Genomic DNA, 16,329 nt, shown 5'->3' on the forward strand with positions numbered 1-16,329 from the left:
AGTCCTGTTCCGAGACAGGCTTAAGTCTATGGAGGTGTGGCGGAGGAGGATGCTGAAAGCGATTTGTGGACAGTGTCGGATGCTGAAATTGATGGTGGAACGGCAGATGCTGATCGTTCCCACGCTCCGCGTGGGAATGCAGCCCGGGACGCTCCGCGTCCCTTCCAAAGCCGAACGCGGAGCGTCCGTTGAGGCATTCCCACGCGGAGCGTGGGAACGATCATCACAACTTCAGGGAACCGAGCAGGCCATCCAGAAACCGTTCCCCGGCCTCCATCTGGCTGATCTCGATAAACTCGTCTGGCTTGTGCGCCTGTTCAATCGAGCCCGGTCCGCAGACCACCACTGGCACATCCAAACGCTGCTTGAACAACCCGCCTTCAGTGCCGAACGACACCTTGGCCGTTCCAGTATCCGGTGCAGCGAAGTTTTTCAGAAAGCGCACCGCTTCTACACTCGGATGCGTATCGAGGCCCGGATAGACGTTGAGGGTTTCAATCTCGATTGCCGCGACACTCGATAGCAACCGCGCCTCGCGCACGATCAATTCCGCGCGCTCCTGCATCTGCTCCAGGAACTGCTCCAGATTGTCCGCCGGCAAATTGCGCACTTCGAAATCCAGCGTACAAAGGTTCGGCACGATATTCAGCGCCCGGCCGCCGCCGATCTGTCCGACATGCACGGTGCTGTAAGGCACGTCGTAATCCGCATCCTGGGCGCCCTGCTCTTGTAACTGCTGCTGGCTCTGCCGTAGCGCGGCGATGAAATCACAGGCGACGTGAATCGCATTGACCGAACGCGGCGCCAGGGACGAATGCGCTTCCAGGCCCCGGCAATAGGTGCGATACGAGCCCTTGCCCTTATGCCCAAGCACGAATTGCATGTTGGTTGGCTCACCGATCAGGCACAAAAACGGCCGTACCGGCGTCAGGTGCAGCACATCCAGCAAGCGGCGCACGCCGACGCAACCGGTTTCTTCATCGTGGGACAGCGCCAGTTGCAGCGGCCGGCTCAGGGAATGGTCGGCGGCGTCGAGCATCGCGTCGATGGCCAACGCGATAAAGCCTTTCATGTCGCAACTGCCGCGCCCGTAAATCTTGCCGTCCTGCACCGTCGCCTGGAACGGTGGAACGGTCCAGGCCTGCCCCGCCGCCGGCACCACGTCGGTGTGCCCGGACAGCAGAATCCCCGGCAGTTCCTTGGGGCCGGTGCTGGCAAACAGGTTGGCCTTTTTGCCGGTTTCGTCCTTGACGATCAGCGACTCGATGCCCTTGCTCAGCAGCAGGTCACGCACGTATTCAATCAGGGCCATGTTTGACTCCGAAGAGACCGTGTCGAAGGCCATCAGGCGTTTGAGAATATCCAGTACACGGGGTTTCATGAGGCCTTGCTCCGTTGCTCGGCTAAATGGGCGAACCGGCGAATGGAGAACGGCTCAATCGAAGTGCTGGTGCTGCCGGTGCTGATCAGTTCGGCCATCACGTCGCCGACGCCGGGGCCGAGCTGGAAGCCATGGCCGCAGAAGCCGAACGCGTAGAACAGGCCATCGACCGTACCGCTCGGGCCCATGATCGGCAAGGAGTCCGGCAAATAACCTTCGATGCCACTCCAGACGCGGATGATGTTGAGGTTGCCCACGCCCGGCAGCAGGCGGCGCATTTGATCCATCTGGTTGAGGATGCTGCGCGGCTCGACGTAGGCCCGGCGATTGAGCATGTCCGGTTTGCTGCGATAGCCGCCGCCGATGACGATGTTGCCGCGCGGAATCTGCCGGAAGTAGATCACTTCCTCGGGGATCTTGGTGTAGACGCCGATTACCGTCGGCAAGGCGTAAGGCACCGGTTCGGTCACGGCCATTTGCGGGCCGTGGGTGTCCAGGGGCACCGGTTCGCCGAATTGATCCGAGAGTTTTTGCCCCCAGGCTCCAGCCGTGATCAGCAGCTGTGCGGCGTTGAATTGGCGACCGTCCGTGGTCGTCACGCTGAACTCGCCGCCAACCTTCTGCACCTCGGCCACTTCAGTCTGTTCCTCGATCTGCGCACCAAGTCGTCGGGCCGCACGGGCAAATGCCGGCGCAGCCAGACGCGGGTTGGCGTGGCCATCGTGAGGCGCATAGGAGCCGCCCTTCACGTCCGGCCCGAGGAACGGAAAGCGCTGGTGCAACTCGGCGCCGCGATAAATTTTCAGATCCAATTGCGCGGCTTCGGGAGCAGCGGCATACGCCTCAAGCTCAGCAATTTCATCTTCGCGATAACACACGCGCATGTGCCCGCTGGCGATGAATTCCAGGTCATCGTCGATCAATTCCGGCAAGCGTTTCCACAACGCCCAGGAACGGTTGGCCAATTCCAGTTGCCCGAGGTAACGCCCTTGGCGCCGCACGTTGCCGAAGTTCACGCCGCTGGCGTACTGCCCGATCTGGTCGCGCTCCAGCAGGATCACCGACTGCCCGCGCTGGCGCAGGAAAAACGCCGCCGCCGAGCCCATCAGGCCGCCGCCGACAATCAGCACATCGGCTTTCTGTAGCGTCATGGCGACACCTCCTCGGTGAGCATCGAAAGGGGTTTGACCGGCGCCTGCCCGCGTTGACGGCCGACCTGCTGCACGCTGACGCCGGCAGCGGCGGCGATCACTTCGGCGCCGGCCTGAGAGCAATAACGGCCCTGGCAGCGCCCCATGCCGACCCGGCTAAAGGCCTTGGCCCGATTGACTTCGCAGGCGCCCTTCTCGCTGACGACTGCTCGCAACTCACCAGCGCTGATCATCTCGCAGCGGCAAACAATCGCGGTGTCTGGCAACGATTTGGCTTGCTCGGCGGGCCAGGGAAACGCCTGGGCCAGACCGAGACGGAACTGGTCCATCACCGCCAGGGCCTGGCGTTGTTCATCGCGCAGCCCGGCGTTCACCGGTTGCTGCAAATCTTCCAGCAACGCCATGGCGACCAGTCGTCCGGCATGTTCAGCGGCATCCGCGCCACGAATTTTTGAGCCGTCGCCAGCGGCATACACGCCGCTGACCGAGGTCCGCCCTTCTTCATCCACTGCCAGCCACCATTGCCCGGACGCTTCGTCGAAGCGCATGCGGCAACCGGCCAGGTCCGCCAATTGAGTTTCCGGGCGCAGGTGATAACCCAGGGCCACGGCATCGCATTCCACCGTTAAAGTCTCACCACGCGCGGTCAACACCCGCACACCACTGACACCACTGGCCGCATCGCCCAGCACTTGCAGTGGTTTGATCCCCAGGTGCACCGGAATCTTCGCCCGATACAGCTGCGCCAACAGTTTCATTCCGGTGAACAGCAATCCGGGACGTACCAGCAACTTCGGCAACGCACCGATACGCTTGATGAACGGCGACGTGTCGAGCACCGCCGCCACGTTCGCGCCGGCCTTCACATACTGACTCGCGACCAGATACAACAGCGGCCCACTGCCCATGAACACCACGCTATGACCAATGGAAACCGCCTGGGACTTGAGCGCAATCTGCGCCCCGCCGAGGCTGTAGGTGCCCGCCAGTTGCCACCCTTCAATCGGCATCAAGCGGTCGGTGGCGCCGGTGCAGAGGATCAACGCGTCGTAATCCACCGTCGAATGTTTGCCTTGGCTGACGCAGCATAATTGCCCTTGCGTCAGGTTCCACACCAGCGTGTCTGGACGGTAATCAATCGAGCCGCGCAAGCGGTCGAAACTCAGGTGCAAGTCCCGAGCCTTGGCCGCTTCGGTTCCATAAAGCGTGGCGTAATTACGGGTAAACCCTTCCGGTTGCCGACGATAAATCTGCCCGCCATCCCGACGATTTTCATCGATCAGAATCGGTTTGAACCCCGCCGCCAGCAAGGTTTCGGCACAGCGAATACCCGCCGGCCCGGCGCCAACGATGACTATCCGTGCAGTGGCCATGTCGCCTCCGGTTGTGTGGTGACGATGTCCAGCCCTTCGCGGACTTCATTGGAACAGGCACGCAAGCGTTCGCCACTGCGGGTCCAGACCCAGCAGTCCTGGCACGCGCCCATCAGGCAAAACCCGGCGCGCCGACCGGAATCGAACTCCGATTGGCGTAACGCGTTGCCCTGAGTCAGCAGCGCCACCATCAAGGTGTCGCCCTGCAACGCCTCGATGGCCGCGCCGTCCACCTTCAAGCTGACGGTCGGCCGGCCCTGCTCGGCCAGCCTCACAAAACGCCCCTTCATGCATAGGCTCCCTGGCTCATGGTGATCAAGTCCTGCTGGGTTTTCAGCAGCTCGGCGCTGTCGTGGTGGCAGAGGATTTCACTGCCGCCGTCGATGATCCGGCGGTTTGGCGCGGTGCGATTGCACAAGCCATCGACCCGCACCGGGCAACGGCTGAGGAAGGTGCACAGCTCCGGTACGTTGGCGTTGGGACCAATCGGCGGCAGTTCACCGCAAGTGGTGCCGCAGTTTTCCAGCCAGCCCTGACGCAATTCCGGCACCGAATGGATCAACAGGTCGGTGTACGGATGGAACGGTGCCTGGGCAAACGACTGCCGGGTGCCGGCCTGGATTTTGTGGCCGCTGTACATCACCACAATGTCATCGCACAGCGCCCGCACCGTAGAGATGTCGTGGCTGATAAACAGATAGGACACCCCCAGTTCCTGACGCAAATCGCGCAGCAATTCGAGAATCGCCGCACCGACCACCGTGTCCAGCGCCGAAGTCACTTCATCGCAGAGGATCAGATCCGGTTTGGCCGCCAAGGCACGGGCCAGGTTAACCCGTTGTTTTTGCCCGCCGGACAGTTCATTCGGCCGCCGTTCGGCCAGGGTCCGGGGCAAACGCACCAGGTCCAGCAATTCGCCGATACGTTCGCGTAAAGCGGCGCCCTTGAGGCCGAAATACATCTTCAGTGGCCGACTGAGAATGGTGCTGACGCTGTGCATCGGGTTGAGCGCGGTGTCGGCGTTCTGGAACACCATTTGAATGCGGCGAAATTGCTCGTCGGTGCGCTCGGAAAGGCTGCCGCCCAAGGGCTGACCATCGAAGGTCAACCCACCCAGCGCCGGGGTCAGCAACCCCGCCACCACCCGCGCCAGGGTCGATTTGCCCGAACCCGACTCCCCGATCACGCCGATGGCCTGGCCCCGGCGCACGGTCAGGTCGATGTCTTCCAGCACACGGATCGCTGGCATGCCTTGCATGTTCTTGTTGCCATATCCGGCGGTCAGGCCCTGGATGGTCAGTAATGGCGTTTCTTCCGCCACACCGCAGGGTGGGCGAATCGTCGTATCGGGGCGCGCCGCCGCCAACAGGCTGCGGGTGTATTCGTGGGCCGGGCCTTTGAGCAGTGGCGCGGTGGCGCTCTGTTCGAAGATCTGGCCGCCGTTGAGCACGACGATCTGGTCAGCCATTTGCGCAACGACGGCCAAGTCGTGGGACACGTACACCGCCGTCGCCCCACGCTCCCGGACCACCCGTTTGAAGGCGCGGAGCACGTCGATCTGGGTGGTCACGTCGAGGGCCGTCGTCGGTTCGTCGAGCACCACCAGCAGCGGATCGCTGATCAACGCCATGGCCGCCATCACCCGTTGCAGTTGCCCGCCGGACACCTGATGCGGATAGCGCTGGCCAATGCGGTCCGGGTCCGGCAAGGCCAGGTCGCGGAACAATTGGATGGCTTTGGCTTCGAGCGTCGCGCGGGTGCCCAGGCCATGAATCAGCGCGCCCTCCACCACTTGGTCGATCAATTTCTTCGCCGGGTTGAATGCCGCTGCCGCGCTTTGCGCAATGTATGACACCCGGTTGCCGCGCAGGCCCTGCAGTTCTTTTTCGCTGAGTGCGAGCATGTTGTGCTCGCCGACCTGCACCACACCACCGGACAACCGACAACCGCGTCGCGCATAGCCCAGCAGCGCCAGGGCGATGGTGGTCTTGCCGGAGCCGGACTCACCGATCAACGCCAGCACTTCGCCTTTTTCCAGGGCGAAGCTCACGCCTTTGACGATTTCCGTTTCGCCGCGCTCGCCACAGGCGACCACGCGCAGGTCTTCGACTCGAATCAATTCAGTCATTTCAATGCCCTCCCGTGCGGCGGCTACGTCGGGACGACAGTCTGTCGATAAACAGATTCACACCGATGGTCAGGGTGCCGATGGCCAGCGCCGGAATCACGATGGCCGGCGCGCCCTGATTGAGGCCGCCGATGTTTTCCCGCACCAGCGAACCGAGGTCGGCATCCGGCGGTTGCACACCGAGGCCGAGGAAGCTCATACCGCTGAGCAGCAACACGATAAAGCCAAAACGCAGGCCCAGATCCGTCAGCACCGGGTTGAGCATGTTTGGCAGGATTTCCACGCAAGCGATGTACAAGCGGCGCTCGCCACGGGTACGGGCGACTTGCACGTATTCCAGGGCTTCGATGTTCACCGCCATGCTGCGGGCGATACGGAACGCGCCGGGGGTGAAGCTCAGCACCGCCGTGCAAATCAGCAAGGTCACCGAGGAGCCAAACGCCGACACCATGATCAACGCCAGCATCTTGCTCGGGATCGAGATAAACGCATCCATCAAGCGGCTGATCACTTCGTCCAGCCACTTCGGCGACACCACCGAGAGCAACGCGCAACTGGTGCCCAAACCACTGGCCAATACCGCCGCGATCAACGCCAGGCCGACCGTGAATTTCGCGCCGACCAAGACGCGGCTGAGCATGTCGCGCCCAAGGTAATCGGTGCCAAACGGGTAAAGGGCACTGATGCTATCGAAGACATTGTCGGAGACCACTTCACCGACCGGGTGCGGCGCCAGCCACGGGCCGAAAATCGCCACCAGCAACCAGATAACGCACATTGCAGCCCCGATCAGACCCAGCCACGCGGGGCCATGGGACACCTTGCCAACCGACAGGTCAGGGGTCGCAGGCGTCGATTTCACAATGAGATTGTTCATTGGTTTCTCAGCCTCGGATTGGACAGAATCGCGCACAGGTCGGCAATCAGCACCAACCCCAGATACGCCGTGCAAAACAACATGGTGCAGGCCTGGACCAGCGCCATGTCACGGTTGGTCACGGCATCGACCATCAGGCTGGCGATGCCGGGATAGTTGAAGATCGTCTCGACAATCACCACCCCGCCGAGCAAGTACGAGAGGCTCAGGGCGATGGCGTTGGCAATCGGCCCGATCGCGTTGGGCAAGGCATGGCGCAGCACGATACGCATCGGGCTGACGCCTTTGAGCCGGGCCATTTCCACGTAGGGGCTGTCGAGTTGATCAATGACAGCGGCGCGGGTCATGCGCGCCATTTGCGCCACGATCACGCAGCACAGGGTCATCACCGGCAAGGCGTAGGTACGCATGAATTGCCACGGTGAAGTGATGTCGCTGGCATACGACAGCGCCGACAACCAGCCCAGGTTCACCGCAAAAATCAGCACCGCCAGGGTCGCCACCAGAAACTCCGGGACGGCGACCATGGCCAGGGTGAAGAAGCTCAGGAAACTGTCGATGCGCCCGCCCCGGCCCATTGCCGAACCGATGCCCAGGATCAGCGCCACCGGCACCGAGACCAGCGCCGTGGCGGCCGCCAGCATCAGGGTGTTGGGCACGCGGCCGGCCATCAATTCGCCGACCGGCATCGCGTTGGACACTGACAGGCCCATGTCGCCGCTGAGCAGGTTCATCAGCCAGTGCAGGTAACGCAGCACACCGGGCTGGTCGAGCCCCAGTTTCAGGCGCAGTGCCGCCACTTGTTCCGGCGTGGCGAACTGCCCCAGCGATTGTTGCGCCGCGTCCCCCGGCAATATCGCCGTGATCGCAAACACGACCATGGACACGATCAACAAAGTCACGATCGCGGCGCCCAGACGCCGGCCGATCAACCACAGTGTGTTGCTATTCATCGCCTACCCTCCTGCACTGTCCCTGACGTACCACCCGACCATCCATCAAGCGTCCAGCCAGACCTGCTCGGCGAACATGTAGCCCATGAAACCGCCCAGCGGATTGCTGCCGTAGCCTTTGATTCGCTGGTCGACGCCGTCGATGTTGCTGATGAACACCGGCACGCCGATGCCGCTGTGGTCATGCACCAGGGTTTGCATGTCCGCATACATCTTGCTGCGCTTGTCGTCGTCGGTTTCACCGCGAGCGAGCATCAGCAACTGGTCGAACTGGTCGTTCTGCCAACCGGATTCATTCCACGGCGCCTTCGACTGGAAGAACTGCGAAAACATCACGTCGGCATTCGGCCGCGGGTTGATGTTGCCGAAGCTCAGCGGGTGCTTCATCCAGTGGTTGGACCAGTAGCCGTCACTTGGCAAGCGGTTGACGTCGAGCTTGAGCCCGGCCTGTTTCGCCGATTGCTGCAACAGCACGGCGATGTCCACCGATCCAGTAGCTGCCGGGGAAGCCACCAGCGGCATGCTGATGCTTTCCATACCGGCCTTCTTCAGCAGGAACTTGGCCTTTTCCGGGTCGTAGACGGTTTGCGGCAGGTCGGCGTTGTAGTAGCGCGAACCGGGGGCAATCGGATGGTCGTTACCGACCACGGCAAAGCCACGGAATACGGCGGATTTGATCTGTTCGCGGTCCATCAGGTGCTTCATGGCCTGGGTGAATTCCGCGCTTTTGCCTGGCATCTGATCCTGACGAATGATCAAGTCAGTGTAGTTGCCCGACGGCGCATCGACGACCCGGTGCTTGGCGCTGGCCTTGATCCGGGTGGTGGAGCGCGGGTTGACCTCGTTGATCATGTGCACATCGCCGGACAGCAGCGCGTTGACCCGGGACGGTTCGTCGGCAATCGCGATGAACTCGATCTCGTCGAGGTACGGCAGGCCCGGTTTCCAGTAGCCGGTGTTGCGCGCGGCAATCGAGCGCACGCCCGGTTTGAACTCCTTGACCTTGAACGGCCCGGTGCCGATACCGGCGTTGAAGTCGGTGGTGCCTTCGGGAACGATCAACAGATGCGACACGGCGAGGATCGACGGCAACTCGGCGTTCGGCGCACTGAGGCGGATCTGCACTTCGTTGGTGCCGGTGGCCTTGATCTCGGCGAACTGTTCCATCAGCGGCATGACTTTGGAACCGGTCAGCGGGTCCTTGTGCCGCGACAGTGAGAACACCACGTCGGCGGCGCTGAGGGTTTTGCCATTGTGGAAGGTCACGTCCTTGCGCAGGGTGATGGTCCACAGCGTCGCGTCGGTGTTGTCGATGCGCTCGGCCAGTTCCAGTTGCGGCACCAGGTGCGTGTCGAAACGGGTCAGGCCGTTGTAGAACATGAAGTGGCGCACGTAGTCGGTGGACAGCGCGCCTTTGGCCGGGTCGAGGGTGTCGGCGGTGGAGCTGGACATGCCGGCGACACGAATCCGTCCGCCCGGTTTGCCTTTGCCTGGGGTCGCGGCCTCATCGGCCAGCAACTTGCCGGCGGCACCGAACAGGCTGCCGGCCCCCGCAGCGGCTACACCTGCCACACCGAGCATTTGCAGGGCGTGACGGCGCGACATGCCACGATTGAGGCCTTCGAACACGCGCAGGCTGTCCTGGCCGGAAATCAGGGGTGAGTCGATCTTGTTGTCAGTCATATCAGTTGTACCTGTCGAGAAGGAGAAGGCTCCGGTTGTCCGGGGCGTTGAAACGCAAACGACGGTGACGCCACAACATCAACTCAATGCAAATAGTCCTGGAAACGGTAATAAGCGCCCACGAACGGCAGGAACCACGGCTTGCCGAAATGCCCGGGGATCGCCGGCCAGTCGAGTTCGCGCCAGGGGTTGGCGTCGACTTTGCCGGCCATCACTTCGGCCATGACCTGGCCCATGTGCACCGACATTTGTACGCCATGGCCGCTATAGCCCATGGAGTGATAAACCCCGCCATGCTGGCCGGCCCGGGGCAAACGGTCGGAGGTCATGTCCACCAGTCCGCCCCAGCAGTAATCGATTTTCACGTTGGTCAACTGCGGGAACATCTGAATCATCGCGGCTTGCAGCACCTTGCCGCTTTTGGCGTCGTTCACGCTGTCGGACATCGCAAACCGGGCACGGCCGCCGAACAGCAGGCGGTTGTCCGGGGTCAGGCGGAAGTAGTTGCCGATCATGCGGCTGGTGACATAGGCACGACGGCCCGGCAGCAGTTGATCGATCAGTTCCTTGGAGAGCACTTCGGTGGCAATCACAAAACTGCCCACCGGCACGATCCGCCGCCGATACCAGCCCAAACCGCCGTGCTGACAGGCGCCGGTGGCCAGCAACACTTGCCCGGCGTGCAGCGAACCCTTGCTGGTGTTGACCTGATAGCCGCCGGCCTGGGCTTTCCAATCCAGCACCGAAGTGCCTTGGTGGATCAGCGCGCCGTGCCTTGCCGCTGCTTCGGCCAACCCAACGCCGAAGCGCCCGACATGCATCTGCACGCCGTTGCGTTGCAGCAAGCCACCGTGGAACTGCGCTGAATTGACTTCAGCGCGAGTCTGTTCGGCGGACAGCAACTCAACCTCGGCATCGACTTCCTTGCGAATCAATTCGCAGGTGCGCGCCAGGCCTTCGTAGTGCATCGGCTTGGCGGCCAGTTTGAGCTTGCCATTGCGAATCAGATCGCAGGCGATCTGCTCCTTTTCCACCAGCGACACCACGCTCTGCACCGCGCTTTCGTAGGCCTGGTAATAGGCCCGCGCCTTGTCGGCACCGAGACTGGCGCTAAGCCCGGCGTAATCCTGGGCCACCCCGGTGTTGCACTGGCCACCGTTGCGCCCCGAGGCTTCGCCGATCACCCGCCCGGCTTCGAGCACCACCACACTGGCGCCCTTCAGGGCCAACGCCCGGGCCGCCGCCAAACCGGTAAAACCGCCACCGACGATGGCCACGTCGACTTGCCCCGGCAATGCGCCGAGCTGAGCACCGGTGAACGCCGGTGCGGTGTCGAGCCAGTAGGATTCACTGCCCATGTCTAACCCCTTGTGCGCTGATGATTCAGAGGCCAACCAACGCGGCCAGTCCGCCGATATCGGTGATCTGCTGATAGCCGTAGAACGCGTTGCCTGGCACTTCGTGGCCACGGGCGACGAAGGCCTTGTTCTTGATCTTCATGTCGTGGGCCGGCATCAGGTCATAACGGAAGCTGGAGGACACATGCAAGATGTCTTCCGGGCCGCAGTTGAGGTTGTCGAGCATGTATTCGAACGCCGCCAGACGTGGCTTGTAGGCCTGGGCCTGTTCAGCGGTGAAGACCTTGTGGAACGGCGCGCCGAGCTTGTCGACGTTGGACATGATCTGGCTGTCGCTGGCGTTGGAGAAAATCACCAGGGGGATTTTGTCGGCGATTTTCGACAGGCCTGCCGGTACGTCCGGGTGCGGGCCCCAGGTCGGTACGGCGTCGTAATACAGCTGACCTTCGTCGCGGTATTCGATGCCCCAACGCTTGCAGGTCCGGGCCAGGGCGGTCTTGAGGATTTCGTCGTAGGGCATCCAGTCACCCATGACCTGATCCAGGCGATAGGCCGAGAAATCCTTGACGAACTGGTCCATCTGCCCGGCGGGAACACGATCTGCGAAAAGCTCGCGAGTCATCGTGCCCATGTGGAAATTGGTCAGCGTACCGTAGCAGTCGAACGTAATGAATTTGGGGCGAAGAAAGCTCATTGAGTGCGGTCCTGAAGTTCGTTGAGGTCATGGCGTGACTGGCATTCGCGTCGTTGGTAAGGCTCAGATGCAACGCTGCAGCACACCGTCATTACAACACCGTGAAATCAGCAGATGGCGTTAAAAGCGACCTCTGCTCGATACAAACCACCGTTTTAGCCACCCCCCTCAGCAGACTTTGCGGCTCGCTCCAGCCTTGGGCAAACCCCGTATTTGTGCGCTCTTATGGACCTTTATAGTCCTGTGCGGCCCGCGCGTGCCGCGATTGGCCGCAGAAACTGCGCCGGGCGGAATGAAAACGGGCGCTTCCCTGAAGAAGCGCCCGTTTGGGTAGTGATATAGAGCCTACTGAGAACCCTGTGGGAGCGAGCTTGCTCGCGATAGCGGCCTGACAGGCGACATTGATGTTGGCTGGACTGGCCTCATCGCGAGCAAGCTCGCTCCCACAGGGGGTGTGGGGTTATTGGAGGATATCGATCAGCACGCTTTTGAAGCGCAGGTTGGCCTCGAAGGCTTCACGCCCCAGGTCCTTGCCAATGCCCGAGCGCTTGTAGCCACCCGTCGGCAGGATGTAGTCATTACTGCGCCCGTAACGGTTGACCCACACCGTGCCCGCTTCCAGTTTGCGCACCAGGCGCAAGGCGCGGTTGATGTCGGCCGTGTGCACACCCGCCGCCAGGCCATAAGTGGCGTGGGCGGCCAGGCTCAGCGCCTGTTCTTCGTCGTCGAACGCCTGCACCGTCAGCACCGGGCCGAAGATTTCTTCGCAGACCGCCGGGTTGTGGTTGTCGAGGCTAGCCAGCAGTGTCGGTTGGAAGTAGGCACCGCCCAATCCTTCGAATAATCCACCACCGGTCAACACTTCAGCCCCGGCCTGGCGCGAGCGCTGGACGATACCGTCGATGCGACTGGCCTGGAGCCGGGAAATGATCGGCGACAGTGTGCTCTCGGTTGACCAGGTCGGACCGGGGCGCAGCTCTTCGAAATACGCCTGCAAGTGCGCGATAAACGGTTCCATGATCGAGCGCTGAATCAACAATCGCGAACCGGACACGCAAACCTGTCCGGCGTTACCGGTAATGGCCAGCGCCACGGTGCGTGCGGTTTTGGCGATGTCCGGGATATCGGCGAACACCAGTTGCGGACTCTTGCCGCCCAGTTCCAGGGTCACCGGTTTCGGCCCTACCAGCGCACAGGTGGACATGATGCTCGACCCGGTTGCGGTGGAACCGGTGAAGGTGACTTTGCCGATCCGTGGATGGCGGCATAACGCGTCGCCGGTGGTGCGCCCATCGCCCTGGACCACATTGAAGATCCCCGCCGGAACCCCCGCCTGTAACGCCAGTTCGGCAAAGCGCAGGCTGGAAAACGGTGTGAGCTCCGACGGCTTGAGCACCACGGCATTGCCTGCGGCCAGTGCCGGGGCGACTTTCCAGGAGGCCATGCTCAGCGGGAAATTCCACGGCGCGATGGCCGCGATCACGCCGTAAGGTTCGGCGATCTGCATGCCCAGGCGATCAGTCTGGGTCGCTGCGACCTGCCCACCGTGTTTGTCCGCCAACTCGGCAAAGAAGCGAATGCCTTCAGCGACGTAGGGAATGTCCCAGGCGATCACATCTTTATGCGGGCGGGTCGAGCCGACGGCTTCCAGCGGCGCGAGGATCTCGGCATCCGCTTCGATCAGATCGGCCCAGCGCCGCATCACTCGCGCCCGTTCCCGAGGCGCACGGCTGGCCCAATCGCTATGGTTGAACGCTTGCCAGGCATTGTTGACGGCCTCATCCACCAGGTTGGCATCGGCAATCGGTAACTCGGCATACACCTGACCGTCCGAGGGCCGCACCACCTCCAGTCCCGGTTGAGCATCGCGGTATTGGCCGCCGATAAAGTGAGCGCTGCGCACAGCAATAAGACGAGGATCGAAGCTATCCATGGAGCACTCCAAATAAGGGCTGGAGAGTCGTTGACTCAGGCTTCCATCGTAGAAAAAAAGCCCTGGCATTTGCTGCCGACCTTGTGGTGCAAATAAGCAGCAAGTGTGGTCTTGCGGCCTCTGCCTCGCGGAATCTGCCGAATGTTCGCAAGCCCCTTGTCAGCCCTTCACGCAGATGGGATACAGGCACCATCACGCCGGAAAACCGGCCGCACCTGCACACTGTTGACCGGAGACTCGCCATGTCCGCCCCTTACCTTTATCGCCCGATGACCGATGCCGATCTGACCGCAGCCCATGGGTTGTCCTTGCAGTTGAAGTGGCCCCATCGGCTGGACGACTGGGCGATGGTGCTGCGGATCAGCGACGGCTTTGTGGCGCTTGATGGCGAGCGCCTGATCGGGACGGCGTTCGCCTGCCCCCAAGGGGATTTCTCTACCATCGGCCTAGTGATTGTCAGCGACGACTATCAAGGCAAAGGCATCGGTCGCAAGCTGATGGAGCTGGCACTTGAGGCTTGCCAGTCACGTACACCGATCTTGAATGCGACCCTTGCCGGCGCACCGCTGTATGTCAGCCAGGGCTTTGTCGAGTTCGGTCGGGTTCAGCAACACCAGGGGTTGGCGCAAGCCTCCGACCCCAAGCCGCTGGCCGACGGTGAAACCTGTCGCCCGCTGCGTAACGCTGATCAGGGGCGGGTGCTGGAACTGGCCAATGCCGGGACCGGATTGGATCGCCGAACGGTGATCACGGATCTGTTCGATGTCATCGAGTCTTCGGTAGGCATCGAGCGTGACGGCCAGTTGTGCGCCTTCGCCATGTTGCGCCCCTATGGCCGGGGTCGCGGCGTCGGCCCGGTGGTCGCCGAAAACCTCGAACAAGCGCAACACCTGATCGCCGTGTTGCTGGCCCAGGTGCCGGAAACCTTCGTGCGCATCGACATTCCGGCGGACTGCGGCTTGAGCGACTGGCTCGAAGCGGTCGGCCTCAAGCAGATCGACACCGTGGCGCAAATGGCCCGAGGCACCCCGCCGCAAGCCGCCAACGGCATCTCTCAGTTTGCCCTGGTCACCCAAGCCATCGGCTGATGGCCTGACAACTCCTTTACCCGTTTGGAGCGTTACCCGTATGTCCCAACCTACCGTTCTGCTGTTGGCGCGAGCCGACGGCAGCCGCGTTGTCACGCCTTTCAAAACGTTGCCATTGAGTGCGACAGATCCGTTTATGGACACTCGCCGGGTTGCCTGGTCCGGGGGCGATGGTGTGTCTGCCGGCATCGTCGAAACTGGCGCCGTGTTTGATCTCGACGACTTCCCGCACACCGAAGTACTGCTGGTCCACGCCGGCCACGTGGTGCTGAAAACCCTGGAGCAGACACTGGAACTGGGGGTCGGCGCCAGCGCGGTGATCGGTCGTGGCACGGCGCTGCGGATCGAGGCGCATCCCGGCACGCAATGGGCCTTTTGTGCCATGGCCACCGTCGCGCCGACACCCGGCCTGACCTTGCTTGACCCGCTGGCCATGCTCTCGCCTTCAGCGGCGCCGGAACCGCAAATACTCATCGGCCCGACGCCGCAATGCCGGTCGCGCAATGCCTTCGAAGACGCGGTCACCGATCTGCGCGTCGGCATTTGGGATTCCACACCTTACGAACGCCATGGCCGGGCGCACAAGCTCAATGAACTGATGCACCTGATCGAAGGCAGCGTGACCTTGCTCGCACCGGATGGCTCCAGCGTGACGGTCAACCCCGGCGACAGCGTGTTCGTGCCCCAAGGTGCACCGTGTGCGTGGAAAAGCACGCGGTATGTGCGCAAGGTGTATGCGGTCAAATAGCGGTGTGCGCCAGCAGACACTGGACCAGGGCATCAAACACCACTTTGCAGCGCGGACTGTTGCGCAGGTCTTCATGCATGGTGACCCAGGCATCCAGTTGGAAGGTGAAGTGCTCGGGCAATACCTGCACCAGGCGGGCGTCACGCCTGGCAATGGCCGACTGGCAAAAGCCAATGCCAGCGCCCGCACGGATCAGGCTGAGTTGGGCCAGATCGCTGTCGGAGCGCAGCGAAAAGCCTTCGCGGCTCCAGCCTGGCACGCGCTTGCTGGCGGCGCGCAGGAACGGTGTCTCGGTGTCGAAGCCGATCAATGTGTGCCGAGCCAGATCTGCCGGTCCTTGCGGCGTGCCGAACTGGTGCAGGTAATCGGCCTGGGCGTGGAGCCCGATCTTGACGTTGCCAACACTGCGGGCGATGAGTTGCTCCTGTTTCGGCGCGGTCATGCGCACGGCGATGTCGGCTTCGCGTTGCAATAAATCCTGCACGCGGTTGGTGGCCACCAGTTCAATGGTGAGCTGCGGATGCGCCTCCCGCAGCCGTGCCAATGCCGGCGGCAGCACTTCCACGGCAATCACTTCACTGGCGGTCACGCGCACCGTGCCGCCGGTCGTTTGCCCCTGCCCGGCCATCGCCCGCTCCAGGGCGGCCGCATTGCTGTGCATGGCCTCGGCGTAACTGCGCAAGGTCAACGCCGCTTCGGTCGGCATCAAACCCGTTCTTGAGCGAGTGAACAACGTCTGTTTGAACGAGGCTTCCAGTTCAGCCACGTGGCGACCCACCGTAGGCTGAGTAATGCCCAGCGCCCGTGCGGCAGCCGACAGCGAGCCGTGGGTCAGCACCGCCAGAAAGCTTCGATAGAGTTCCCAACCGATATTTTTAGTCATACATAAATGTATAGTTGGTGATGGATATTCAGCAATTTCTTTCATCCCTCGTGCGAGATCAGAATCGATCTCTGACTTG

14 protein-coding genes are annotated in these 16,329 nt (G+C 62.2%); 2 read left to right on the forward strand and 12 right to left on the reverse strand.

Features of this window, described 5'->3' with window-relative positions; all coding sequences use genetic code 11:
• Window positions 1-223: 223 nt before the first annotated feature.
• The 11 genes from argE to BK667_RS13845 all read right to left on the reverse strand — a co-directional run bounded on the left by argE (window position 224) and on the right by BK667_RS13845 (window position 13,531).
• A complete protein-coding gene (gene argE, locus BK667_RS13790) occupies window positions 224-1,381 on the reverse strand; it encodes an acetylornithine deacetylase (RefSeq protein WP_123508187.1) in 1,158 nt (385 codons plus the stop codon).
• The gene (locus BK667_RS13795; RefSeq protein WP_123508186.1) at window positions 1,378-2,532 is read right to left on the reverse strand and encodes an NAD(P)/FAD-dependent oxidoreductase; all 1,155 of its coding nucleotides are present in this window, start codon (window positions 2,530-2,532) and stop codon (window positions 1,378-1,380) included. The genes argE and BK667_RS13795 overlap by 4 nt, the downstream gene beginning before the upstream one ends.
• Window positions 2,529-3,905, reverse strand: coding sequence for an FAD/NAD(P)-dependent oxidoreductase (locus BK667_RS13800; protein WP_123597923.1), 1,377 nt, complete (start codon window positions 3,903-3,905; stop codon window positions 2,529-2,531). The genes BK667_RS13795 and BK667_RS13800 overlap by 4 nt, the downstream gene beginning before the upstream one ends.
• Window positions 3,887-4,195 (reverse strand): (2Fe-2S)-binding protein, encoded by a 309-nt coding sequence (locus BK667_RS13805; protein WP_123597924.1) that lies wholly within the window; start codon window positions 4,193-4,195, stop codon window positions 3,887-3,889. Before BK667_RS13805 ends, BK667_RS13800 begins: the two co-directional genes overlap by 19 nt.
• Window positions 4,192-6,033: an ABC transporter ATP-binding protein gene (locus tag BK667_RS13810; protein ID WP_123597925.1), complete on the reverse strand. Its 1,842-nt coding sequence runs from the start codon at window positions 6,031-6,033 to the stop codon at window positions 4,192-4,194. Before BK667_RS13810 ends, BK667_RS13805 begins: the two co-directional genes overlap by 4 nt.
• 1 nt (window position 6,034) lies before the next feature.
• Window positions 6,035-6,910, reverse strand: coding sequence for an ABC transporter permease (locus tag BK667_RS13815; RefSeq protein WP_123597926.1), 876 nt, complete (start codon window positions 6,908-6,910; stop codon window positions 6,035-6,037).
• Window positions 6,907-7,863 (reverse strand): ABC transporter permease, encoded by a 957-nt coding sequence (locus tag BK667_RS13820; protein ID WP_123597927.1) that lies wholly within the window; start codon window positions 7,861-7,863, stop codon window positions 6,907-6,909. Before BK667_RS13820 ends, BK667_RS13815 begins: the two co-directional genes overlap by 4 nt.
• Window positions 7,864-7,908: 45 nt before the next feature.
• Window positions 7,909-9,546, reverse strand: coding sequence for an ABC transporter substrate-binding protein (locus BK667_RS13825; RefSeq protein WP_123597928.1), 1,638 nt, complete (start codon window positions 9,544-9,546; stop codon window positions 7,909-7,911).
• An 83-nt stretch (window positions 9,547-9,629) separates the two neighbouring features.
• Window positions 9,630-10,904 carry an NAD(P)/FAD-dependent oxidoreductase gene (locus BK667_RS13830; protein ID WP_123597929.1) on the reverse strand — a complete coding sequence of 425 codons (1,275 nt, stop codon included), beginning with the start codon at window positions 10,902-10,904 and terminating at the stop codon, window positions 9,630-9,632.
• 25 nt (window positions 10,905-10,929) lie between these two features.
• Window positions 10,930-11,598, reverse strand: a complete 669-nt coding sequence (locus BK667_RS13835; RefSeq protein ID WP_123597930.1) for a haloacid dehalogenase type II — start codon at window positions 11,596-11,598, stop codon at window positions 10,930-10,932.
• A 460-nt stretch (window positions 11,599-12,058) separates the two neighbouring features.
• Complete coding sequence (locus BK667_RS13845; protein WP_123597931.1) at window positions 12,059-13,531, reverse strand: aldehyde dehydrogenase family protein; 1,473 nt, start codon at window positions 13,529-13,531, stop codon at window positions 12,059-12,061.
• A gap of 242 nt (window positions 13,532-13,773) precedes the next feature.
• Here BK667_RS13845 and BK667_RS13850 point away from each other — a divergent pair, with 242 nt between their 5' ends.
• Window positions 13,774-14,619, forward strand: a complete 846-nt coding sequence (locus BK667_RS13850; RefSeq protein ID WP_123597932.1) for a GNAT family N-acetyltransferase — start codon at window positions 13,774-13,776, stop codon at window positions 14,617-14,619.
• A gap of 40 nt (window positions 14,620-14,659) precedes the next feature.
• Complete coding sequence (locus BK667_RS13855) at window positions 14,660-15,367, forward strand: cupin domain-containing protein (protein WP_123597933.1); 708 nt, start codon at window positions 14,660-14,662, stop codon at window positions 15,365-15,367.
• On the opposite strand, the gene BK667_RS13860 is transcribed toward BK667_RS13855, so the two are convergent.
• Window positions 15,360-16,250 carry a LysR family transcriptional regulator gene (locus BK667_RS13860; protein WP_123597934.1) on the reverse strand — a complete coding sequence of 297 codons (891 nt, stop codon included), beginning with the start codon at window positions 16,248-16,250 and terminating at the stop codon, window positions 15,360-15,362. The genes BK667_RS13855 and BK667_RS13860 overlap by 8 nt on opposite strands.
• Window positions 16,251-16,329 lie beyond the last annotated feature (79 nt).

Origin of the sequence: Pseudomonas frederiksbergensis (genome assembly GCF_003732705.1) — a bacterium.
GTDB lineage: Bacteria > Pseudomonadota > Gammaproteobacteria > Pseudomonadales > Pseudomonadaceae > Aquipseudomonas > Aquipseudomonas frederiksbergensis_F.